Genomic DNA, 21,884 nt, shown 5'->3' with positions numbered 1-21,884 from the left:
AGCCCTCCTCAAATAATGCCCAAAGCCATCACATAGGTAATATTTTCGTTGGAATTTTTAACTTTTTCTGCTACAGAAGGAGGAACAGGCTGGTCCGTATGAATAATCATTACCGCTTCACTGCCTTTTCCCTTACGGAAAAGACGCATGGTAGAAATATTAATTTTTTCCTTAGCCAGCTCTTCACAGACTTTAGCTACTACACCCGGTTTATCATGGTGCCGGGTAAGGAGGGTATATTCCTCACCGGTGATTTCTACATCATAGCCGTCAATATTGGTAATCATAATCCTTCCGCCGCCCAGAGAACGTCCGATTACTACCACATGGGCACCATGGATACCATGGGCATCAATCTTCGCCACATTGGGATGTCCCATATCTTCTTCAGAGAGAAAGAATGAAATGTCCACCCCTTTTTCCCTGGCAATGTGAAGTGCATCCCGAATCGTGCCGCTGTCAGGAGAATATCCCATAAGACCGGCTGCCAGAGCACGGTCCGTCCCATGGCCTTTGCCGGTCTTGGCAAAGGAACCGTACAGGGTAATGCCCGCTTCTTTCACCGGTTCTCCCAGAATAGCCCGGGCTGTCTGTCCAATCCGGGCTGCACCGGCGGTGTGAGAACTGGAAGGTCCTACCATGATAGGCCCTATAATATCAAAGATTCCCATTTTACCCCACCTTTCTTAAAAAGAAAATCCGCCGCAGCGCGGCAGATTTTGAATACTGCTGGTTCAAAGCCAATACCGGCATAAGGGTCCTTCAACATTGAATCAAGCATAAAGTTTTCTATCTTTCCGGTCCGGGAAAAATATCAGTACAGCATCAGGATCCCAGAAACAAGGCGGAACCTGTCAAAAGAATAATTACATCCAGTGACTGAGATCAAAATCTTCTCCAATCGTTTCACGAATGCAGATCTTGGCAATATACATCCCCATAAGCGTAAGGGAAGAACGGCGAATCATGCTGTTATCCCAGATATCCTGCAGTTTCTTGAGGTTTGGCGATACCTTTCCCAGGATATATCCCATTTCTTTTCTGTCATAATGAACAGGTCTTGACTCTACCAGGGCAAGGACACTCCTTCTGGCCACCTCATCATCCAGTCCCATATCATCGAAAAGCCCTGACAAAGTAGACTCATCAACCGCAGCCGGTTTGACATAAGAATTATAAAGACTTGGCACAAGAGTACCTTCCGGCCAGGAAGCATAGACGGAAGCAAGTTCACTCTTCATGCATCCCCGGAATGCAAAAATTAAAGGATAGGAATCATGAAGAACCTGTCCGAAGGGAATATCTTTATTTTCAAGAGATACGCAGTGCAGGTATTCAAGCTGCTGGTAACCGGTATATTCATCAGGCAGTTTATACAGGAATGGCGTAATATATTTTTCCGTATAATTTCTTAAATGCTGGGCATCCACATTGTCCGTGTTTCTGGAATAATGGAAAATCAGGAGAAGAGCCAGCGCATGAAATTCGCTTTCCTCCATGCGCGGCATAGCTTTCAGCGCATCATAGGCAAGAATTGTTCTGGTATCTGAACGGCTCCCTCGAGCTACATCGGTAAATGCATCTGTCACCATTTCCAGTACTGTAGGTGTAGGCATCATCACATAGGTACGCTGGGCATTCTGCATGGCCTCCTGTACCATAATATGGGTCAGCGTATCCACTGCTTCCCTGTTTTTCATGTGAAGACCTTCCACCAGATGCTGGGTCACACGCCTTGTGTCCTGCTCCACGGTCGATGAAACAGCACCGTAGCGGTTCAGAAAATGACGTACAAAATATTCTTCCAGAGAATTCAGATCAGGCGGAGTTGTAAATACATGAGGTTCTGCTTCCGGAGGAAACGGTCCTTTCCCGCTGGTGGCAGAAAAAGCATCCTGTGACTTGGATTCTCCAAAATCTTTTCTGGTAAAGACCTTGGTTTTCTCCTCTTCCTCATCAAAGTGCACCGGTGATGGTCGATGACGTTTGACCGGAATAATCTGGGTAGAATCATCCACTTTTTCCTCTTTGCGGGAAGCTGTCGGTTTCTCTTTTTCGGTTCCGGAGGAAGTTCCCTGTGCTGCCATGTCTGTTTTCTCTTCCCGGTGCTTCAGCCCCTTTGGAAAGCCACAGATAACAAAGTAGGAAACAATAAAGAAAAGTGCTGCCACAGCAGCCAAAACTATATAGGGAATAATAACCATGAAATCTCCTTGTCCTATGCAAACTGACATAAATTCAGTTACATGGTATCATATTTTCTATTTCACTTCAATGATATATTGGATAGCATAAATTCATGAAAAATCTCTCTTTCTGCTGCCTATAGGGAAAGGGAAAAGAGATTTCCTGTCCTGCCGAAAACCATTGTATAATAAAATAAATATTATTAACATCCGGCTCCTTTCACAAGCCGACTATATAAGGAGTTTTTTATGAAAAGAATCAACCTCTCTGTTCCCGGCGCCCTGCTTTCCGTTTCGCCGGAAAACCTGCTCATTACCTTTGACCGTCCCCACCTGTCTCTTTCTACTGCCATTTATGGCGGAGGATTCAAGAATATCCGCTATGCCCTGAACCGCAGGCTGACAGAGTTTTACAAATCTGAAAAGGATTTCCCCGGCGGTTCCGTAAGAGCTTACCTGAAACAATGTGCACTTTCCTCCGGTGCAGTTCCTGAGGAAAGCGCCGTCCTTCTTACTGCCGCCACTGTGAATCTGTATTCTCATAAAATCATAAAAAGCGGTCCCATACTGGTAGAAATCCTGACCACCGGAGGCGTGGAAAAGACAGCCTGCCGCGCTTCTTCTCCCGCATTATACCGTGAAGAAGACGGTCATTTTTCCCCTTTGGGCACTATTAATATGATGGTCATCTTTCAGGGTCGTCTCCCTCATGGCATCATGGCCAGAGCCCTTATTACCCTGACGGAAGGAAAAACGGCAGCCCTGCAGGATTTAGGCATAGCCGATGTAAATAACGGCCTTCCCGCCACCGGTACAGGTACCGATGGCATTACCTTTATTACAGATCCTGCCGCTCCTCTTTTTACTGATGCCGGGCCTTTCTCCGAACTGGGTTCATCCCTGGCTAAAGCAGCCTACGAATCCGTCACTGAATGTCTGGTAAAATATGACCATCCCTGGAATGCATCGTCTAAGCTGAAAACACCTGATGCAGTTGATCTGGAAAGTTTGAGAAAATAGATTCATAGCCGGAAGGGAAAATTCCCTATAGCAAAGTACATTTTGTAATAGAAGAAGATTCCTTATGGATTCTCCGGCTGCATAATAGAAACTTCAGCAACGTCCCGATGACACCATAAGTATAAAAAAATAGACAAATTCTCCGGTCTTTGTTATGATTGAGAAGAATATATATGTATTTAGAAAAGGAGTTGGTCAGGCTATGCCCTATGACGAGCGGACAATCAGCGAATTAAGTGAATCAGCGGAAATTACACCTATGGGAATCCAACTGGAAGTGAATGCGGAAATTTTTACGACCATCCACAACCTGCTTTGGACAGTAAAAGACGAAGTGGAAATTGAAAGATCCGATGAATCCCGTCTTTACAGCCTTTGGCGTACTACGATCCGCGAGATGTCACTCATCGAGCTCCGCAAAGGACACGGTCTTCCCATGTCAACTCAGGTTGGCATGCTCCAGGAAGCCTATAATATAGAAACTCGTTACATGGCCGACCAGATTTTCCGACCGGTAAATACTAAGCTCACCCGTCAGCTGGTTCAAAAGGAAAGTGCTTTCCAACCGGATGAAATGGATGCCCTCTTTGAAAAGACCGTATGGCCTTCAGTCAAAGAAAATAAAATGGGAAATCAGAAACATCCCATGGCCTTTATTATTGCCGGACAGCCCGGCTCCGGCAAAACACGGATGTCTTCCATGATCATTGAAGAATATGGAGGAAATATTATCCAGTCCATGAGTGATAATTTCCGTGGATTTCATCCCCGTTTCCGGAAGCTGATGAAAAAATATGGTCAGTACTGTGCATATTTTTCCATGGCCCAGGGACAGTACCTGTCCGACCTAACTATGAAAAAAGCAGCCGAAGGAAGATATCATATTCTCCAGGAAGGATCTCTGGATAACGTAGCCCACACTCTGGAATACATTTCCTACCTCAAGGATATGGGATATGAAATCTGCGTCCTGCTCCGGGCCTGCCCCAAGAAAGAAAGCTGGAAGGCAATTCATCAGCTCTTTCTTCAGCAGCGTTTGAAAGCACCTGGCCTTTCACGGCTGATTACCAAGGATTACCATGATAAAGCCTGCATGGCATTCCTCTCTGCTACGAATGACCTGATCAGTCAAAACCTGATGGATCGGCTTATTATCAAAAGTCCCAAGGGGCTTCTTTATGACAGTGACGATATGCCGACGGAACGGGTCAGTGAACTTTTGGCAAAACGAATGGTTAAATAAAAGAAGCGGTGCCTCCATAAGGTACCGCTCTTATTGATTTCTTTACAGGATTCCACCATGGATGCTAAACCCTTTTTGATAAAGACCGCCCGATCTCTGGGTCTTACAGCCTGCGGAACATGCAGTGCTATTTTCCCGCAGGAGCTTTCTCAAAGGCTCTCCAATGCTGGCGCCGTCCCCTTTGCTCCTGCTGACAGAAATGAGAGACTGTCTCCACAGCGGGTGCTCTCCGGTGCCCGCTCCTTTTTTGTTATTCTCTTTCCCTATAAAATTGAAAAGCAGGAAAAGGGAAACATCGCTCTCTATGCCCGGCCGGAAGATTATCATCGGATCAATCACCGATACATGGATCGTATCATCAACGTAACAAAAAAATCATTTCCTGAAGAAAAATTCACAGCTCTGACCGATACCTCACCCATGGTCGACCGCTGGCTCGCCTATGCTGCCGGTCTCGGATTTTTTGGAAGAAACCACTGTCTCATTCACCCGGTATACGGATCCTATTTCACTATCGGTGCCATTCTCACCACCCTATTTCTTCCTCCAGATACTCCTCTTTCCCTTTCCTGTGGCAGCTGCCGGCTCTGTGAAAGAGCATGTCCTGGAAAAATCATAGGCAAAGAACCTTTCAATCCCTGGCACTGCAAATCTTATCTGACCCAGAAAAAAGAAGACCTGTCGCCGGAAGAGTCAGCTATTATAAAAAAGACCCCATTGATTTTTGGATGCGATGCCTGTCAAAACTGCTGTCCTTTTAATCAAAAAGCTCCTGTATCACCTCTTCCGGAGATCAAAGAAAACAGGATTTCCAATCTTACCCAGGAAATGCTGGAATCACTGTCCAATCGTGCTTTTGACAAAACCTACAGAAACTACGCTTTTGCCTGGAGAGGTAAAAAAGTTCTTCTCCGCAACTGGAAAATTGTACATGATAAATAACAAATAAAGGCCGCTGTTCGGAAACTGTTCCGGACAGCGGCCTTTAACGATTGATACCTGAAAAAAACAACTGGATTTTCTGAGTACAGCTCTTTTGGCCCTGCGGCTTATGATCTCTTTACTTTTTCACTACCGTTTCATGAAGTTTTGTTCCATCCGGGAGGTATCCGGTAAGTACTATTTTTTCATCATCTACCTCCAGAACAGAGTAATTGTCTGTTTCCGGCTGGGGTGCCACATATTCATCCAATTCATGCTTTTTCCACAGCCCGGGGTAGCGTACATTGCCGGAAAGTCCGTCAATAACATATACCGGACCTTTTTCAGACCGTTTAAAATCATAAATATGGCCTCTATCTCGATAAGTATGAAGGTGAGCAGAAAGGACCAGATCAACTCCATACTCGTCAAAAACAGGCATGAAGAACCGTCCTTCTTCAGAAAATCCTTCTTCCCTCGGCGGCCGTCCTGACTCGGCAAAACCATACTGGAGAGGATCTTTATGCATAAGAACGACCTTCCATTTCTTTTTGGTTTCTTTCAGGTCCTTTTCCAGCCAGACTTTTTCCTTTTCATACAAATCAGGCATCCATTCCTCTTCTTCTGTTTTAGATGTGTCAAGCACCGTAAAATGTACATCTCCCCAGTCAAAGGAATAATAATGATTTTTAAAATCTTTGTCGCCGTTATCCGGCAGGGTAAAATGAGTCAGATACCGGTCGGGCATATGGTTTTTCCAGTCCAGTGAGTAAGCCTCGTGGTTGCCCAGTACCGGTGCTGCCGGAATACGGGAAAGAATGGGATCCACACTGTCGAACCAGGTCTGCCACTGGTATTCATCTTCCCCGTTATCCACCAGATCCCCAAGAGCAATCAGGAATGAAGCATCGGAATTCCTGTCTGCCGCCTGCCGGATAAGTGCTTTCCAGTCAGAATAGTCAGAACTTTGGGAATCGGATGTAACAATCGCTTTGAAGGATCCGCCATTCTCCGTATTTAACGTGAACCAGGGGCTGACCTGATTTTCTTCTCTTGTTCTGTATTCATAGGATTCTCCCTTATCCAGACCGGTTAATTCTGCTGTATACACTGTACCGTTCTTGATGCCTCGGTTGCCCTCCAGTTTCTTTCCTGAAGCAGAGACACTGTATATCGTATCAGTCCCTTTTTTCCTGTATTCCAGAGAATTTTCATTATCCGAAGGCATCTCCCACATAATGGTCCTTCCGCTGGTATTATCTTTCGCCACCACCTGGTGTACATGATAGGGTTTCATGGTTTCCGTTACCGGCCCGGATTTCGCCTGTCTGGAAGCAGGTGAGCCCTGGTTCCCGCATCCTGCCATGAGACCAGCCGCCAGTCCTGCAGCCAGGACCAATGCTGTCCACTTTTTATTCATTATTATTCTCCTTTACCTTTCTATTTAAATTTCTTCTACTGCTTATTTTACCAACATTTGATGATTCCATTGCAGAACCAGGAAAATATTAACAACTCATATTTGTCAACAGTTCTCTTAAACCGCTTGACAATGTTCCTATAATAGCTTATTCTACAAGTTGAAGTTAACTTTAAGTCAAGTATTTTTTAAGGAGGAGTGGTCCTATGCTGTATACTGCCGGTGAAGCTGCTGAAATCCTGAATCTTCCTGTTTCCACAGTCCGCTACTATGATAAAGAAGGGCTGCTTCCCCATCTGGAACGTTCTTCCAGCGGTATCCGCCTTTTCAAAGAAGAAGATATTGAAGAGCTCCGATTAATCCAATGTCTGAAAAAGACAGGACTCTCCCTGAAAGATATAAAAATTTTTATCAATCTTCCTGAAGATGGGGAAAAAACGATTCATACAAGACTCTCCATCCTTCTTCAGCAGAAACAGGTTTTGGAAGAAAAGAAAAAAGAATTGGACAGTATGATGGGGGTTGTAGATTATAAATTATGGTTCTACCGGACTGCTGAAGCCGCCGGAACGACCCAGGCCGGTAAGGATCCTCGTAACATTCCAAAGTCCCTACGCAATGGCTATGAATGTCTTCATTTTCTTACAGGAAATAAAAAAAGTAAATCCTGAAAAAAGGCAGCCTGGACCGCAGGCTGCCTTTTTCTGCACCTTTGAAAAGCTGGAATTTATTTGCATAATTTGGATTTAAAATAAAATGGGGCAGTAAATGAAATCACAGCTGCTTTTGAAATTTATCTGTTCTTTTTCCTTTCTTCCATGCCCTTCAGCGGAAGATCCTGTCTGTTATAAGGATCCTTCATTTCAGTAAGATAAGCCCAGTATTTTTTAGGAAGGAAGCTCATTCGTTCCCGGGGGTTTCTTCTTTCTTCGATTCCCATATGCCGATAATAATTCTGCCACAGCTCACGGAAATCTTTTTCAGAAGCGCTGTAGTTTATATTTTTATTTATATTTTCTATGTTTACCATGGATATTCGGCCATTCTGGTATACTGCCGCCTCATGGCGCAGTGAGTCATAAATACCCCAGGATCTTTGGGAAAAACGGTCTTTGAAATGAACAGCCAATATAGGAAGTATGCAGCACTGCGGACGAATAACCGCATAAAGAAAGCCATCCTCCAGCTCACTGAACCGAAGAATACCCCGAAATTTTTCAGCTTCATTGCCTACCTTTCGATTCATGGCAAGGATATCCTGTATCCATGGCTCCTTTCTTCGAGCATAAATCTGCTTTCCTGTCTTGAATCCCTCTCTAATAAAATAAAAAATCTTCAGCTCTTTTCCCTCTTCATCAGAAAGAAAGGCCCGGTACATCCACCGCACTGCTTCCATACCGCATTTTTTCTCAAAAGCCGATACAACTTTTTCCGCTTTCAGAAATTGGGTCTCTACTCTGTACTGTTCTCCGAAAAGACAGTCTTCTCCCCTGTCAGGTGTGAGCCCTTCCATCGTGCTGGTACCAAAATGATAAATTTCATACACCGCAGTCAGAAATCCCGGATAGGTGCCATCATACAGAAAATACATATATCCTCCCTTTTGAACAAGTCTTATGCCAGCTGCTTCCTGCTTTCCGGAAAAGCTCTATATACCATCTGACACAGCTTGGAATCTACAAATAATACATCGCTCCTGAGCACCCTATACCTGTACATCAAAAAGGCTTGTTTCTCGCACTTCACGAACTGCTGACTTTGAAAGAAGATGATTTCTCAGATTTCTATCATCCAAAAATACGCCGCCATAATACCTTCCATTGACCGTCATAAAATAACGAGCTCTCTTCATGACCAGCCCCACCCGCTTTAAATCATCAAAATTCAGACTGCCATATCGCCGCAGGCGGACAATACGAAGCGCACTTTTGACCCCGATTCCGGGCACCCGCAGGATCATTTCATAGGGCGCACGATTGATTTCTACAGGAAAAAGCTCTCTGTGCCGAAGTGCCCATGTGCATTTGGGATCCAGTTCTTCATCAAAATTCGGTTCCTCCGGCGTCAGTATTTCTTCGGCCTGAAAATGGTAAAAACGAAGGAGCCAGTCTGCCTGATACAGACGATTTTCCCTGGCCAGAGGCGGTCTTGTCAGTGCAGGAAGATTCTTCCCTTTCATAACCGGCACATAGGCAGAATAATACACTCTTTTCAAGGCAGCTTTTCTATAAAGCACCTGGGTTAAAAGCAGAATCTGTCGGTCATTTTCACCACTGGCGCCAACAATGAGCTGTGTCGTCTGCCCGGCAGGTACAAAAGAGGGAGCCTTCCTGAAATGCTTTTTTTCTTCTTTATGTGCTTCGATAGATTCCTTGAAAAATTTCATAGGAGCCAGAATAGCATTTTTTGTCTTCTGCGGTGCCAGAAGATGGAGTGACTTTTCAGAAGGAAGTTCTATATTCACACTGACACGATCCACATACCTTCCCAATTCATTTAAAAGCGCCCTGTCTGTACCGGGGATTCCTTTCATATGGATATACCCATTGAAATGTTCCCTTTCACGAAGGAGCTTCGCTGTTCGGATAAGCAGTTCCGTCGTATAATCAGGAGAGCGAATGATACCGGATGATAAGAAAAGGCCTTCTATATAATTCCTCTTGTAAAATTCAATAGTCAGAAGTACGATTTCCTCTGGAGTAAGTATAGCCCTTGGTGTGTCATGACTTCGGCGGTTCACACAATATTCGCAGTCATAGATGCAGGAATTGGTCATAAGAATTTTTAAAAGGGACACACACCGTCCATCCGCTGTCCAGGTATGACATATGCCGCTTTTATGACCGTTCCCAAGGCCACCTGCGTTTGCCCGCGATGAACCGCTCGATGAGCAGGAAACATCATATTTGGCAGCATCTGCCAATATATCAAGCTTAGCTCCAATATCCATAATCTCCTCCATAGAACATTTTTTCTTGCTTTATTATATCATAAAGCAGAATAATTGTTCCAGCAAATAGATCGGGTTTTCCTGAGGTAGAAAATTAAATTTTCTATGAAAATCATCCCCTCCGGAGTTATTTTTTACATACTGAAAAAGACAGGCCCTGCGGCCTGCCTTTTTTATTTTTCATCCTTGTTCTTCGGATCCTTTTTCTCTACCTTTTTCAGGACTACAGTTGAGCCCTGTTTTTCAGCTTCAAACTTGTCTTCTTCCGTCAAGTGTTCCGAATCCAAAACAATTTTTACACCCATCCGGTCCAGCATCTCATCTATAGTATGCTGTGTCTTAAAAAGTTCACCCATAGATATCCTCCTTAATCAGATATGATCCTTCCATTCATAATATTCCTTTTTCCGAATCTGCCTCCAGAGAAATGCTCCCAATGTCCATACAAAAGCAACCACAAGAAGTGCTGTCCCCGGCAGTCCATCCATAGCCAGTTTCAGAGAGTTTACTTCTACCGGGAAAATTTCCGGAAGAACCGCTGCATAGGCAGAAAGATAAATGGCAATGGCGAAGAAAGAAGACAGATAAGCTGCAGCCAGTCCGGCTTTAACATGGCGCATACGCGTCAGCAGGAAAGAAACGGCAAATAAGATTGCTGTGGCCACCAGACTGATCCAGAAAAAACTGCCATAAGTATGAGAATCTCCTGCATGACTTTTTAGAAGGACTGCAAGGATGATATAGACCACCACTGTCAGTACACTGGATACCAGAAAAGCAGCACGAAACCGTTCTGCCAGCGGATTCACTGCCTTGACTGCTCCATAAAGGGTTCCCAGCTGGAAAGCAGCCAGAATCATCCATAATGCACAGAAAAATCCCAGCAGTGAGATTCGGGATCCATCATTAACCAGAAGAGAAGCACCTGCCAGCCCCATAACTGCTAAAGCTGCGTAAGAGAAAAAAGACAGTGCTTTTATGGCTGCAGGCTGACTGCACAGGTTTCTCATGAGTGATGCAGCCATACGCAGAAGAGCTCCTGCTGCTACCAGCACAATGAGCACAATTCTTTCTGTATGAAAAAGAGTTTCAGATACACCTGGAATCGCTGCTCCCATCATAAAAAGTCCCAAGAAATACCAGAGTTCGTTACCATCAAGGCAGGGTCTCAGCAAACCAAGAACAGCTTTATTTTCCTCCCGGCTGCGGCAGACCAGGGGAGCTGAAAGGCAAAGCCCCCAATCTGCTGCTTCCAGAATCATGTAGAGTCCGAAAAAGCACAACGGTAAAAGCAATACATTCGAATCTGCGTTCATACAATCCTCCAACATTCATTTTTAGAAAGGAAGAAATACAAATTCTGCCTTCCTTCTTTTCAAGTAACACCCTTAAAAGTATACCACACCAGAGCAGATATAAACAAAAAATTTATATAGCCTTCCGCCCGGAATAAAGGAAATCCGGAAAACAATTTTGAACTCTTTTTCCGGATTTGCTATGATTAAGGAAAAGCTGATGAAATTCCCTTTTATACGAACAACTCGATTTTCTGTATGACACTGGGAGGAACTGCTATGAATTTTTCAAAACTGCAAAAATCCCTGATCTTTGCTCTGGCTGCTGCCATCGTTTCCAGAAAAATAAAACCAGCCGCCGGGCAGATCATAGCCAGGAAAGAAATTCCCGATTTACAGTCATCAAATATCTTGAAGCCGCTGGAACCAATTACAAAAGCCTACTGGCTCCTTCATCCACAAAAAGCACTTTATCTCTGGCTTTTCCAGAAATGTTTCGGCTTTGCCTGGGTACTGGCAAAAAAATATTTCAAGAATTAAACTGCTTTTCCACACTCTTTGGAGCCGATGCTGCCCGCCATAAGCATCGGCTCCGATCCATGGCTTCCAGCAGTGAAAACGTATTTCCTGCACTATAAATCATGAGACCCGTATAAATCCGAAGCAGGGACGAAAAGAAAATCGTTTCTTCCTGATCACCAGATTTAATGCTGCTCGAAATCACCGGAAAAGCAAAATCTGCCATATAGATTTTTTCTGAATGGAAATTATCTGCGCAGAAGAAAGAAAATATATTCCCATCTTTCAAGTTGATGCCAAAAGAAGTTCCTCCGTATACAGAAAGGCCTTTCATTCCATCCATTCCTGCATGAAAGGAAATCTGCCCCGCTTTTTCTGCAGAATCCGAAAATATGAGAAGATTCTCTTTTGGGGGTATTATTCGAGTTTTCTGAGAAGAAAGGACTGCCTCAATTCTATCACTTTCAAGCACAGAAACTGCTTTTTGGAGCAGACAGGCTGCTGGGGATCCTTCTTTAAAAAAAGCACATACCTGTAAATGGACAGGTTCTTTTTCTTTTTTCATGGTTTTTAACATATGATCCCCTCTTCTTCTGCTTTCCTTTATAAAAAGAGACATCTCTAAGGATGTCTCTTTTTTTACCATAAATAGAAAAATAAATTCCGTCATATCCTGATTATCTGGAACCATATACGGATCCAGACAACTCGCCAAAGGATAACGGCCTGCCCTCCATGGCTGCAATTCTCTTTTTTCTTTCCTGTTCATCATATTCTCGAAGACTCTGGGTTGCAGTGCCCCAAATCAGCCCCAGAGCAGCTATATTCATGAGGAGAGATGTACCGCCGAAAGAAATGAAAGGAAGCGGTATGCCGGTTACAGGAAACCATCCGATAACCATGGCAATGTTGACAAGCCCCTGCACAGAAATCAGAAGAGTCAAACCATAAACCAAAAGGGCCGGATAGGTCTGTTTCAATTTTCTCCCTACTGACAGGCCGAAAAGCATGAACGCCAGATACAGGCATAGAACAGCAGTGGAACCAATAAATCCGTATTCCTGGCTGAATACAGCATAAGCAAAGTCTGTGTACTGCTCCGGAAGGTACAGAAATTTGGAAAATCCTTCTCCCATGCCCTGGCCGAGAAAACCGCCGGAACCTACAGCAATAAGACTCTGCATGGTCTGGTAGCCCATTCCCTGCGCATAATCTTCCGGATGAAGAAGAACAATAATACGAGCCATCCGATAAGGAGCGATAATGGCAAGTCCGATAAATGCCGCAAAAGAAACACCCAATGACAGTAATATTTCTAAGAAAGGCATACCTGCAATCACATAAAGAAGTCCCGGGAAAATCAGAATCATACCGGCAGTTCCCATATCCGGCTGTTTCAGAACCAGCGCTGCCATGATGAGAGGCATATAAAGAGGCGTGAAATAATGAATCAAAGCGGAAAAGGAATTTTCCTTCTTTCCACTATTTAAATGGAAAAAAGGCCGCAGAAGATGACCCAGAATGGACATGCCCATTCCTGCATCCACTTTCTTAGACAAATAAGAAGCTGCCCATATCAGTCCAGTTACTTTTGCGATTTCAGAAGGCTGAATAGAAACTGGCCCGAAGGCAATCCATCGAGTAGCACCATTAACTGTACGTCCCGCTACCATAACAAGGAGCAGAAGGCCCAGAGTACCAAGACACCACAGAAAAGCGCCTTTTTTGATAATATGGTAATTCACGCGGGACAAAGCAAAAGCAAATGCCACACTGACTACCAGAAACAACAGATGCCTTATAATATGGCTGTAGGGATTGGCGCCGGACTCCATATTCATATAATAAGTCGAACTGTATACGTTAAAAGCCCCCAAAATAATCAGTATACCCGCCACAATGAACATTTTCTGTAATGCCCGGGGCGCATACTTCATATCAATCAGGGACGTCTCGCTATGAGACGACATACCGGATTCCCCTTTCTGGAGAACTTTTCCTCGTACTCCGTTTCCACATCTCCTTCTACCGGATTGGCATGAAGATCATAGGTCACATCAGAAAGTTCCCAGCCCATCGCTTTAAATTCTTCAATGGAAAAATCAAAAAGGTCCTTATTATCTGTCTTGAACCGGATTTCTCCTCCTTCTTTCAGGATAAGGGCATACCTCTTCAGAAAATCCCTGTAGGTCAGACGCCTTTTGGCATGGCGTTTTTTAGGCCAGGGATCGCTGAAATTCAAATAAATAACATCCACTTCCCCTTCGCCGAAAATATTCAGGATTTCGCTGACATCTCCCAGGATAAGACGCACATTGGTCAAAGGCGGTTCCTTTTCTGCTGTCTTTTTTGCTGCGTAATAAATAACGCCTTCCTGTACTTCCATTCCTATGTAATTTACATCGGGATGAATAGAAGCCATACCAGAAATAAACTGCCCCTTACCGGTACCGAATTCTACATGAAGTTCATTTTCCGGATGAGGAAAAACTTCACGCCAGCGCCCTTTTTGGCTGGTGGGTTCTTCCAGGTATAAAATATCAGTGTAATTTTTAATTGCTTCATCAATCCACGGTTTCCTGCGAAGCCTCATATATCCTCCTGAAAAATAATAGGAAATGAGTAAGTTAAAAAATCAAGTATTTCTTTAATAGTATCACACAGCCCAAGGCATTGCCAAACACCCCGAAATGCATCAGCTCTCCTGACTGATACCGGAGTTTTCTACCTCCGGTACAGACTGACCGGCAATATTGACCTGGTGGAACGAATTCCAGTCAAAATTCCCGCTGCTCAAAGTTCTGTCCTGAATCTGCCGGTTCCACTGATCATCCATGTATTGCTGATCAGGACCAAGCTGTTCCACGTCATTCCTGATCATTACATTTCCATACATGGTCATAAGGGTGGTTACATCTTTATCAAAGCGGGAGGAGAATATGTCTGCGGTAGGGTCGTAATGAGCTGCCGTCAGCCCCATCATCCCCATGAACGTATCATAAAGCATATCATTGGAGAAAGGCATATTTCTTCGTTCCGCCATGGTTCTAACTTCTACCGGATGAGAGGCCTTATAGGAATCGGAGAGATAAATCCAGAAAGGAATGTGAACCATGGTATAGTCAAACTGGTCCGCATTATGTCCCGGTCTTTCAGTCACCTGCTCACCATGATCCGAGAAATAAAGCACTCCATCCGCATGAAGATGATTCTCTGCTTCATTCATAATATTTTCCATGACATAATCGTTAAAGAGCACGGAATTATCATATTCATCATTCATAATTTCCGCTGTACTTCTTGTTTTTCCTGCATTTTCAGGCCAGTGGTAGAACTCAGAGGGATAGCGGTCCCAATAGCTGACATGACTACCCATCAGATGAACTACAATCAGCTGCCGGCGGTTATCAGGATCAACCTTTTCCAGATACGGAATAAGGGCTGTATCATAATCCTTGGTAACCACATCCGTACCTACGTAAGAATTAATCCAATACTGGTCATCGCAGGCAGAACCAATGGCACCAATTGGTGTATCCCATACGCCGAAGCGGGACTGATTGGAAATCCAGGTCGTCCTGAATCCTGCTTCTCTGGCCAGATCGATGATGGAATAAGCCTGAGCCAGGCTCATATCATTGTACTGATTCTTTTCCGTCAGTGCTTCGGTCAGCACCTGCACCGTCTGGGTATAGCAGGAATAGGCGTGATTGAAGAACAGATAATGAGGATCCCCGGAAGCTGCTGTCTGGAAAGGCGTAGTTGCTCTGGGATATCCATAAACATTCATATGATCTCGGGTCAGAGATTCCCCGATAACAAGTACATATACCCCATCAGGAGCCGATTTCAGCTGCCGCACTATATTGTCATCCTGAATGTGCATATGCCTTCTGGCATTGACCATTTTCTGAAAATCCGCAAAGCTGGCAAGGGTCTCATAAGTTTCATAATATACATGCGCCAGTCTGGTACCGCCAATCGAAAGAGCGCAGAGGCCTACATTGGCAAAGAAAAGAATAAGCATGGCAAACCAGGACTTGCGGGATACCTGCTCCCGATTAAAGCTGAAACGGCTCGCCTTGAAAATCAGACATCCCAGGATAAGGAGTGCCAGTACACCGGCGATGATTTCCGCATAAGGAATATTGACTTCAATATATTCCATGGTCTCCGCCAGATTCGTCTGGGCCAGAGCCAGCAGCATATTAATGGAAATCAGGGAATGAGTAATGAAATAATACCCGATATAAGTAAACTGGATCAGTATATAAAGAATAATCAGGATTACACAGGCAATCCTTGCAATCATCCTGGCCTTTCCCGGAAGAATCCACGCAGCAGACAGGCAGGATACGAAAAGATAGAGTGGTGTAGACAATTCTCCCGACACATCAGACATGTCAAGAAGCACATCTGTCTGGGAGGCCAGATAAGGCACAATCAGGGACAACAGCCACAAAAATGCGATCGTAAGCCAAAGATGCACTGCCGCCTTTTTCAAATGATGGCGAATAAAATAGGCAGTCACAAAACCTACCTGCAGGAAAAGGAGAAATACCTTGACCTGGGAAAAAAGTTCATATCCGCCCGGTGCGCCAAAATACCAGGACAGGAAAAAAGCAAGGCAGAACGGTACCAGCGTGGCGATAGCCCACCACCGTTTCCAATGACCTGGACTCTCTTTTTTCATGGGAGAAGAAATGTGCTCCTTTCTATATTTTTCTTTCATAGTTTCCTTTGTTTTCCGGGTTTCTCTTTCGGAATCACTCTTTTTATGGTTCATGGATTTTACACCTTTTGTATATTAATGATATATTTTTGACAATAAAAATAACCGCAACTGATTTATTTTATCACAGAAAGGCTTTTAACGGTACATAAACATGAAAACAAGAAATCTGCAGACGAATAGAATTTGAAAGCAGTCGTTTGATTCTTTGAACATAAAGACCTGTATTTCTCCGAAAATACAGTTAGTTATGGTAAAACGACAAGGGATCCCCACCTGTTTCCTCTTTTTATTCTGATGACTTTTCCACTCTTCTCCGTTATTCTTAAAATATCTTCTCTTTTAAAGATATGATGAAAACTGTATCATTCCCCTTTTTACACCACAGGAAGAACATGGTATTCTTATAGAAACAAAGATTTCCTTTTTTATTATTACTATTATTACAATTCCTATCCATAGGATAAGGAGTACCTATGATTCTACAGAATGATCTTACCAGCGGATCCCTCTTTCCCAAAATGATGAAGTTTGCCATTCCCTATCTGGCTGCCTGTTTCCTTCAAACTTTCTATGGTATGGCAGATTTGTTCATTACCGGCCAGTTCTATGGGGCTGCTCCGGTAACAGGCGTATCTATCGGAAGCCAGGTCATGCATATGATTATTGTCATCCTGGCAGGCCTTGCCATCGGAAGTGCTGTATCCATCGCCCGAAGTCTTGGAGCCAAAGAAGAAAAAGAATCCTTTCATCTTATGGGAAGTGCAGCTCTGCTCTTTATCCCGCTTTCCATTCTGCTTACCGTTTTCCTCTTTCTTGCCATGCCTTTCATTCTCTCTGCTCTCCAGACGCCGAGAGAAGCACTGCAGGATACCCGTGATTATCTGACTATATGTTTTGCCGGCATTCCTCTCATAGCTTTTTATAATACTATCAGCAGTTTCTTCCGAGGCATGGGCAACACGAAAGCTCCTATGATTTTTATTGCCCTCTCCGGCATTGTGAATATTGTTTTAGACTATATACTCATCGGATCCTGCCATATGGGAGCTTCTGGCGCCGCTTTGGGTACTCTGGCCAGCGAAGGCGTAAGCGTCATATTGTCTCTCCTTTATCTCTGGAAAAAATTTTCACCTCTGGGGCTTTCTCGAGAAGATTTTCTCCCTGGGAAACAGTGGATTCGCCAGATCTTATCCATTGGTTTTCCTATATCCTGTCAGGACGGACTGATTCAGGTATCTTTCCTTGTGATTACCGCCATTGCCAACAGCCGCGGCGTAGAAGCAGCCGCGGCCGTAGGTATTGTGGAAAAAATCATCAGTTTCCTCTTCCTCGTTCCTTCCGCCATGATGTCCACAGTTTCCGCTACGGCCGCTCAGAATGCGGGAGCAGGACTCCATGAAAGGGGAAAGAAAGCATTGGGCTGCGGCATCTCTGTCTGTGTCATTTTTGGTCTTTTCTGCATTTTACTGATTCAATGGAAAGCAGCTGCTATTCTTTCCCTTTTCGTTCCTGGAGAACAGACAGTCATCTCCATGGGCGTGGACTATTTCCATTCCTATGTCATAGACTGTGCTATAGCAGGCATCCACTTCTGCTTCAGCGGATACTTTGCAGCCTATAGGAAAGCCTCATTTTCCTTCCTGCATAATGTTATCTCCATCTTTGCTGTCCGTATTCCCGGAACTTATGCAGCTTCTGTCTTTTTCCCTGCTACTCTCTATCCTATGGGGATGGCCGCTCCGGCCGGCTCCCTGCTTTCCGTGATTATCTGCATTTTTCTATATAATAAATACCTGAAATAAATACACATCTTCACATCAAATATCTGCCTCCTGCGCAGAAAGTATTTTTCCTGCCTGCACAAAGTTAGAACTTCCAGTTTCCTGTCACACTGGAAGAGCATCTTATGATTGAAGCAATAAGTTATCTTCCTGATTACAATTATTCTCAGATGTATGGATATAAGAGTCATATGCATCAGACTTCCGCCCCTGCATCGTACAACGGCATCAGGCGGCACCCATCCGTTTTTATTTATGCTATAATGAGAAAAGACATTCTGCAGAAGTGATTTCAATTTCGGGAAAATGGGCTGCAGCGGTCTAATTTCTTTTGAAACGAGAATATGGAAGGAGCAGATGTATGAAAAAAATCGTAGTAACCGTCATTGGCGCTGACCGTGTCGGCATCGTTGCCGGTGTAGCAGCCGCTTTAGCAAAAGACAATATTAACATCCTGGATATTTCCCAGACAATCCTGGGGGATATTTTTGATATGGTTCTGATTTGTGACATGGAAAAGGCCAAAGGATCCCTTAAGGAAGTACAGGATGATCTGGGGAATCTTGGAAAAGAACTGGGCGTAGATGTTCGGGCCCAGCTGGCTGACATTTTCTACGCTATGCACCGCATCTGAAAGGGGGAGCCATGCTCGATATTGAAGAAATTCTTGCCACTGAGCGCATGTTTGACCAGAACAAGCTGGATGTACGAACCATCACCATGGGCATTTCTCTTTTAGGCTGCGTTTCCGATGATGAAAAAACTCTGTGCCGTAAGATTTACGATACGATCTGCACCAAGGCAGAACATCTTACAGAAGTGAGTCATGATATTTCAAGGGAATACGGTGTTCCTATTATCAACCGCCGTATTTCTGTTACCCCTATTTCCCTGGTAGCCGGCGGAATCAAAACTTCCAGCTATGTTTCCATCGCTAAAACACTGCAGAAAGCAGCCGACGAAGTAGGCGTTGATATTCTCGGAGGATTTTCGGCTCTAGTGGACAGAGGCATGTCTTCTTCCGACAAAATCCTGATTGATTCCATTCCTGAAGCTCTGGCTTCCACCAAAAGTATCTGCAGTTCTGTGGCTGTAGGATCAACAAAAGCCGGCATCAATATGGATGCGGTAAAGCGTATGGGCGAAATCGTAAAAGAAACGGCAGAACTCACCAAGGAACAGGATGCTTACGGATGCACCAAACTGGTAGAATTCTGCAACGCTGTAGAAGACAATCCTTTTATGGCCGGTGCTTTTCATGGTGTTACCCAGGGCGATACCGCTATCCATGTCGGCGTATCCGGTCCCGGCGTAGTAAAAAGAGCACTGGAAGATGTAAAAGGGGCTCCTCTTAATGTAGTCGCTCGTACCATTAAAAATACGGCCTTCATGATTACCCGTCTCGGCCAGATGGTGGCTGAAGCAGCTACAGAACGCCTCCACGCTCCTTTCGGCATTATTGACTTATCTCTGGCCCCTACCTCTGCAGTAGGCGACAGTGTGGCTCAGGTGCTGGAAGAAATGGGACTCGAAAGCTGCGGTGGTCCCGGAACAACAGCTGCCCTTGCCCTTCTGAATGATGCAGTCAAGAAAGGCGGTCTCATGGCTTCCTCCAGTGTCGGTGGTCTTTCTGGCGCCTTCATTCCTGTCAGCGAAGACCTGGGCATGATTGAAGCAGTAGAAAAAGGCAGTCTCTGCCTGGAAAAACTGGAAGCTATGACCTGCGTATGCTCCGTAGGTCTGGATATGATTGCCATTCCGGGAGATACACCGGCTTCCACTATTTCCGCTATTTTGGCTGATGAAGCGGCTATCGGCATGATTAATAACAAAACCACTGCCACCCGTCTTATTCCTGTTCCCGGCAAAAAACCGGGAGATATGGTGCAGTTTGGCGGGCTTATGGGATATGCCCCTGTCATGGGAATCAATAAATTCCGGGCAGATGAATTCATCAACCGCGGCGGCAAGATTCCTGCTCCCATGAGATCTCTTACTAACTGATAAGTAAAACGGGAAATCCGATCATAGGATTTCCCGTTTTTATTTTTTCTGAATACCGCTGGTAATAATTCATTTTCTTGCTTTCAGACATGCATCTTTCCAAAAACGCTGCTTCCCTGTATAATAAAGTCATGCCATATCTAAATATTTAAATTAATAAGGAGAATGGAATGAAAACATTAAAATATATTTCCTGGAATGTAAATGGTCTCCGTGCCTGCATAAAAAAAGGATTCATGGATACTTTCCATGCCCTGGATGCCGACTGCTTCTGCCTGCAGGAAACAAAACTGCAGCCTCATCAGATTGAGCTTGACCTTCCCGGCTACCATCAGTATTGGAACAGTGCTGTCAAGAAAGGATACAGCGGCACTGCTATTTTTACAAAGGAAGAGCCTCAATCGGTTACCTACGGTCTTGGCATAGAAGAACATGACCAGGAAGGCCGTCTTATCACTGCTGATTTCGGCACCCACTTTCTTCTGTGCTGCTACACTCCGAATAGTCAGAGAGGGCTTGCCCGTCTGGACTACCGCATGACCTGGGAAGAAGAAATGAAAAAGTATATGACTAAACTGGCCGAAGAAAAACCGGTAATTCTCTGCGGTGACTTGAATGTAGCTCATGAGGAAATCGATATTGCCAACCCGTCTTCCAATCACAAAAATGCCGGATTCACCGATGAAGAGCGGGGTAAGATGACAGATCTCCTTTCCGCCGGATTTACGGATTCATTCCGTCTGCTCCATCCGGATGAAAAGGACGCCTATTCCTGGTGGAGCTATTTTGCAAAATCCAGGGAAAGAAATATCGGCTGGAGAATTGATTATTTCCTTGTATCCAATGTATGGAAAAACCATATCAAAGGAGCTTCCATCCATCCTGATATTCTGGGAAGTGATCATTGTCCGGTTGAACTTGATTTGGAAATCGAATGAAACTTTACCATAAAAAATGCTGTGAAAAAAGAAAAATCTTTTTTCACAGCATTTTTTATTTTTCCAACAGCATTTCATCAATCACTTTTGCTACCCCATCCTCTTCATTGGAAGGGCAGAGGAATCGGGCTGCCTTTTTCGCTACTTTATCCGCATTGCTGACAGCATAGGAAAATCCGGCCATTCGTAAAAGAGGCACATCGTTTTCCGTATTTCCAAAAGCCATGACCTCTTGGGGAGAAATTCCCTTTTGTCCGCAGAGGAACTGTACTGCCGCCGCTTTGTTGACTCCCTTTTTATGAACATCAATAAAATCATCGCCGGGAAATACTACATCCACCTCACTGCCAAACCGTTTTTCTATGCCTTTCCTGATATCCATCCGTTTTTCCGGAGAAGGATCAGCAAACACAATACGGGTCACCGGCTTAGTCGGACAATAAAAGTCCTCCCCTATATACGTCGGTTTTTTGGACCGGTATTTCTGATACTTTTCCTCTGTGCCGTTAGGTTTATCCATATAAATCCGGTCATCAATAAAGGAAGTTGCCTGCCATCCCTGTTTCCGGGATTCTATAAGAATAGCAGATGCCAGCTCAGGCGAAAGACCTTCCTGACGTACCGGTTCCCCTGTCTCACTCATCATGATCCATGCGCCGGTATAGCAGATCAGAGGCACATTGCCAAGCTGAAGCATTTCTGCTTTTGCCCTGGCAGAGTCCCACATTCGGCCTGTCGCAACCACAATTTCATACCCTTTCTGCATTGCTTTTCGAATCACCCTCCGGGAATACGCAGAAATAGTCATATCATCATGGAGAAGAGTACCATCCAAATCAATAGCTATCATACGAACAGGCATAGAAAAACTT

The 21,884-nt window shown here is 44.5% G+C and carries 21 protein-coding genes; 9 read left to right on the top strand and 12 right to left on the bottom strand.

Going from position 1 to position 21,884, the window contains the following annotated elements; all coding sequences use genetic code 11:
- Window positions 1-8: 8 nt before the first annotated feature.
- On the bottom strand, window positions 9-671 hold the full coding sequence (sdaAB, locus tag ACI4N7_RS00315) for an L-serine ammonia-lyase, iron-sulfur-dependent subunit beta (RefSeq protein ID WP_439731372.1): 663 nt from the start codon (window positions 669-671) through the stop codon (window positions 9-11).
- A gap of 195 nt (window positions 672-866) precedes the next feature.
- Window positions 867-2,234, bottom strand: coding sequence for an LPO_1073/Vpar_1526 family protein (locus ACI4N7_RS00310; protein ID WP_439731371.1), 1,368 nt, complete (start codon window positions 2,232-2,234; stop codon window positions 867-869).
- Between the two features lie 201 nt (window positions 2,235-2,435).
- Between ACI4N7_RS00310 and ACI4N7_RS00305 the strand changes: the two genes are divergently transcribed.
- The 3 genes from ACI4N7_RS00305 to ACI4N7_RS00295 all read left to right on the top strand — a co-directional run bounded on the left by ACI4N7_RS00305 (window position 2,436) and on the right by ACI4N7_RS00295 (window position 5,391).
- Window positions 2,436-3,206: an adenosylcobinamide amidohydrolase gene (locus tag ACI4N7_RS00305; RefSeq protein WP_439731370.1), complete on the top strand. Its 771-nt coding sequence runs from the start codon at window positions 2,436-2,438 to the stop codon at window positions 3,204-3,206.
- Between the two features lie 154 nt (window positions 3,207-3,360).
- A complete protein-coding gene (locus ACI4N7_RS00300; RefSeq protein WP_439731369.1) occupies window positions 3,361-4,449 on the top strand; it encodes a zeta toxin family protein in 1,089 nt (362 codons plus the stop codon).
- Between the two features lie 33 nt (window positions 4,450-4,482).
- Window positions 4,483-5,391, top strand: a complete 909-nt coding sequence (locus tag ACI4N7_RS00295; RefSeq protein ID WP_439731368.1) for an epoxyqueuosine reductase — start codon at window positions 4,483-4,485, stop codon at window positions 5,389-5,391.
- 118 nt (window positions 5,392-5,509) lie between these two features.
- On the opposite strand, the gene ACI4N7_RS00290 is transcribed toward ACI4N7_RS00295, so the two are convergent.
- Window positions 5,510-6,790 carry a metallophosphoesterase gene (locus tag ACI4N7_RS00290; RefSeq protein ID WP_439731367.1) on the bottom strand — a complete coding sequence of 427 codons (1,281 nt, stop codon included), beginning with the start codon at window positions 6,788-6,790 and terminating at the stop codon, window positions 5,510-5,512.
- Window positions 6,791-6,996: 206 nt separating this feature from the next.
- On the opposite strand from ACI4N7_RS00290, the gene ACI4N7_RS00285 reads away from it, so the two are divergent.
- Window positions 6,997-7,461 (top strand): MerR family transcriptional regulator, encoded by a 465-nt coding sequence (locus ACI4N7_RS00285; RefSeq protein WP_439731366.1) that lies wholly within the window; start codon window positions 6,997-6,999, stop codon window positions 7,459-7,461.
- A gap of 122 nt (window positions 7,462-7,583) precedes the next feature.
- Here the strand turns inward: ACI4N7_RS00285 and ACI4N7_RS00280 are convergent, their stop codons facing one another.
- The 4 genes from ACI4N7_RS00280 to ACI4N7_RS00265 all read right to left on the bottom strand — a co-directional run bounded on the left by ACI4N7_RS00280 (window position 7,584) and on the right by ACI4N7_RS00265 (window position 11,056).
- On the bottom strand, window positions 7,584-8,381 hold the full coding sequence (locus ACI4N7_RS00280) for a TIGR03915 family putative DNA repair protein (protein WP_439731365.1): 798 nt from the start codon (window positions 8,379-8,381) through the stop codon (window positions 7,584-7,586).
- Window positions 8,382-8,495: 114 nt separating this feature from the next.
- Window positions 8,496-9,740: a putative DNA modification/repair radical SAM protein gene (locus ACI4N7_RS00275; protein ID WP_439731364.1), complete on the bottom strand. Its 1,245-nt coding sequence runs from the start codon at window positions 9,738-9,740 to the stop codon at window positions 8,496-8,498.
- 173 nt (window positions 9,741-9,913) lie between these two features.
- Window positions 9,914-10,096, bottom strand: coding sequence for a tryptophanyl-tRNA synthetase (locus ACI4N7_RS00270; protein ID WP_439731363.1), 183 nt, complete (start codon window positions 10,094-10,096; stop codon window positions 9,914-9,916).
- Between the two features lie 15 nt (window positions 10,097-10,111).
- Window positions 10,112-11,056 (bottom strand): cytochrome d ubiquinol oxidase subunit II, encoded by a 945-nt coding sequence (locus ACI4N7_RS00265; RefSeq protein WP_439731362.1) that lies wholly within the window; start codon window positions 11,054-11,056, stop codon window positions 10,112-10,114.
- 258 nt (window positions 11,057-11,314) lie between these two features.
- Here ACI4N7_RS00265 and ACI4N7_RS00260 point away from each other — a divergent pair, with 258 nt between their 5' ends.
- Entirely contained in the window at window positions 11,315-11,575 is a 261-nt protein-coding gene (locus ACI4N7_RS00260) for a hypothetical protein (RefSeq protein ID WP_439731361.1), read from the top strand.
- On the opposite strand, the gene ACI4N7_RS00255 is transcribed toward ACI4N7_RS00260, so the two are convergent.
- From ACI4N7_RS00255 to ACI4N7_RS00240, 4 genes are all read right to left on the bottom strand, one after another.
- On the bottom strand, window positions 11,565-12,131 hold the full coding sequence (locus ACI4N7_RS00255; protein ID WP_439731360.1) for a hypothetical protein: 567 nt from the start codon (window positions 12,129-12,131) through the stop codon (window positions 11,565-11,567). The genes ACI4N7_RS00260 and ACI4N7_RS00255 overlap by 11 nt on opposite strands.
- 100 nt (window positions 12,132-12,231) lie before the next feature.
- The gene (locus ACI4N7_RS00250; RefSeq protein WP_439731359.1) at window positions 12,232-13,524 is read right to left on the bottom strand and encodes an FtsW/RodA/SpoVE family cell cycle protein; all 1,293 of its coding nucleotides are present in this window, start codon (window positions 13,522-13,524) and stop codon (window positions 12,232-12,234) included.
- On the bottom strand, window positions 13,497-14,147 hold the full coding sequence (gene trmB, locus ACI4N7_RS00245; RefSeq protein WP_439731358.1) for a tRNA (guanosine(46)-N7)-methyltransferase TrmB: 651 nt from the start codon (window positions 14,145-14,147) through the stop codon (window positions 13,497-13,499). Before trmB ends, ACI4N7_RS00250 begins: the two co-directional genes overlap by 28 nt.
- A gap of 102 nt (window positions 14,148-14,249) precedes the next feature.
- The gene (locus ACI4N7_RS00240) at window positions 14,250-16,247 is read right to left on the bottom strand and encodes a phosphoethanolamine transferase (RefSeq protein WP_439731357.1); all 1,998 of its coding nucleotides are present in this window, start codon (window positions 16,245-16,247) and stop codon (window positions 14,250-14,252) included.
- Window positions 16,248-16,762: 515 nt separating this feature from the next.
- On the opposite strand from ACI4N7_RS00240, the gene ACI4N7_RS00235 reads away from it, so the two are divergent.
- The 4 genes from ACI4N7_RS00235 to ACI4N7_RS00220 all read left to right on the top strand — a co-directional run bounded on the left by ACI4N7_RS00235 (window position 16,763) and on the right by ACI4N7_RS00220 (window position 21,012).
- Window positions 16,763-18,091 (top strand): MATE family efflux transporter, encoded by a 1,329-nt coding sequence (locus tag ACI4N7_RS00235; protein ID WP_439731356.1) that lies wholly within the window; start codon window positions 16,763-16,765, stop codon window positions 18,089-18,091.
- Between the two features lie 340 nt (window positions 18,092-18,431).
- Window positions 18,432-18,704, top strand: a complete 273-nt coding sequence (locus tag ACI4N7_RS00230) for an ACT domain-containing protein (RefSeq protein ID WP_439731355.1) — start codon at window positions 18,432-18,434, stop codon at window positions 18,702-18,704.
- A gap of 11 nt (window positions 18,705-18,715) precedes the next feature.
- Window positions 18,716-20,074 (top strand): PFL family protein, encoded by a 1,359-nt coding sequence (locus ACI4N7_RS00225; protein ID WP_439731354.1) that lies wholly within the window; start codon window positions 18,716-18,718, stop codon window positions 20,072-20,074.
- A gap of 170 nt (window positions 20,075-20,244) precedes the next feature.
- Window positions 20,245-21,012, top strand: coding sequence for an exodeoxyribonuclease III (locus tag ACI4N7_RS00220; protein ID WP_439731353.1), 768 nt, complete (start codon window positions 20,245-20,247; stop codon window positions 21,010-21,012).
- Between the two features lie 55 nt (window positions 21,013-21,067).
- Here ACI4N7_RS00220 and ACI4N7_RS00215 read toward each other — a convergent pair whose 3' ends face one another.
- Window positions 21,068-21,874: an HAD family hydrolase gene (locus tag ACI4N7_RS00215; RefSeq protein ID WP_439731352.1), complete on the bottom strand. Its 807-nt coding sequence runs from the start codon at window positions 21,872-21,874 to the stop codon at window positions 21,068-21,070.
- Window positions 21,875-21,884 lie beyond the last annotated feature (10 nt).

Origin of the sequence: Dialister sp. (assembly GCF_051885895.1) — a bacterium.
GTDB lineage: Bacteria > Bacillota > Negativicutes > Veillonellales > Dialisteraceae > Dialister.
This window is presented reverse-complemented; position numbering and strand designations above follow the sequence as displayed.

Excerpts from the sequence above, each read along its gene's own strand:
- ACI4N7_RS00275 (WP_439731364.1), bottom strand. The coding sequence starts at position 9,740 with ATGGATATTGGAGCTAAGCTTGATATATTGGCAGATGCTGCCAAATAT.
- ACI4N7_RS00260 (WP_439731361.1), top strand. The coding sequence starts at position 11,315 with ATGAATTTTTCAAAACTGCAAAAATCCCTGATCTTTGCTCTGGCTGCT.
- ACI4N7_RS00290 (WP_439731367.1), bottom strand. The coding sequence starts at position 6,790 with ATGAATAAAAAGTGGACAGCATTGGTCCTGGCTGCAGGACTGGCGGCT.
- ACI4N7_RS00230 (WP_439731355.1), top strand. The coding sequence starts at position 18,432 with ATGAAAAAAATCGTAGTAACCGTCATTGGCGCTGACCGTGTCGGCATC.
- ACI4N7_RS00215 (WP_439731352.1), bottom strand. The coding sequence starts at position 21,874 with ATGCCTGTTCGTATGATAGCTATTGATTTGGATGGTACTCTTCTCCAT.
- ACI4N7_RS00285 (WP_439731366.1), top strand. The coding sequence starts at position 6,997 with ATGCTGTATACTGCCGGTGAAGCTGCTGAAATCCTGAATCTTCCTGTT.
- ACI4N7_RS00280 (WP_439731365.1), bottom strand. The coding sequence starts at position 8,381 with ATGTATTTTCTGTATGATGGCACCTATCCGGGATTTCTGACTGCGGTG.
- ACI4N7_RS00220 (WP_439731353.1), top strand. The coding sequence starts at position 20,245 with ATGAAAACATTAAAATATATTTCCTGGAATGTAAATGGTCTCCGTGCC.
- ACI4N7_RS00250 (WP_439731359.1), bottom strand. The coding sequence starts at position 13,524 with ATGTCGTCTCATAGCGAGACGTCCCTGATTGATATGAAGTATGCGCCC.
- trmB (WP_439731358.1), bottom strand. The coding sequence starts at position 14,147 with ATGAGGCTTCGCAGGAAACCGTGGATTGATGAAGCAATTAAAAATTAC.
- ACI4N7_RS00305 (WP_439731370.1), top strand. The coding sequence starts at position 2,436 with ATGAAAAGAATCAACCTCTCTGTTCCCGGCGCCCTGCTTTCCGTTTCG.
- ACI4N7_RS00265 (WP_439731362.1), bottom strand. The coding sequence starts at position 11,056 with ATGAACGCAGATTCGAATGTATTGCTTTTACCGTTGTGCTTTTTCGGA.
- ACI4N7_RS00225 (WP_439731354.1), top strand. The coding sequence starts at position 18,716 with ATGCTCGATATTGAAGAAATTCTTGCCACTGAGCGCATGTTTGACCAG.
- ACI4N7_RS00270 (WP_439731363.1), bottom strand. The coding sequence starts at position 10,096 with ATGGGTGAACTTTTTAAGACACAGCATACTATAGATGAGATGCTGGAC.
- ACI4N7_RS00310 (WP_439731371.1), bottom strand. The coding sequence starts at position 2,234 with ATGTCAGTTTGCATAGGACAAGGAGATTTCATGGTTATTATTCCCTAT.
- ACI4N7_RS00240 (WP_439731357.1), bottom strand. The coding sequence starts at position 16,247 with ATGAAAAAAGAGAGTCCAGGTCATTGGAAACGGTGGTGGGCTATCGCC.
- ACI4N7_RS00300 (WP_439731369.1), top strand. The coding sequence starts at position 3,361 with ATGATTGAGAAGAATATATATGTATTTAGAAAAGGAGTTGGTCAGGCT.
- sdaAB (WP_439731372.1), bottom strand. The coding sequence starts at position 671 with ATGGGAATCTTTGATATTATAGGGCCTATCATGGTAGGACCTTCCAGT.
- ACI4N7_RS00255 (WP_439731360.1), bottom strand. The coding sequence starts at position 12,131 with ATGTTAAAAACCATGAAAAAAGAAAAAGAACCTGTCCATTTACAGGTA.
- ACI4N7_RS00235 (WP_439731356.1), top strand. The coding sequence starts at position 16,763 with ATGATTCTACAGAATGATCTTACCAGCGGATCCCTCTTTCCCAAAATG.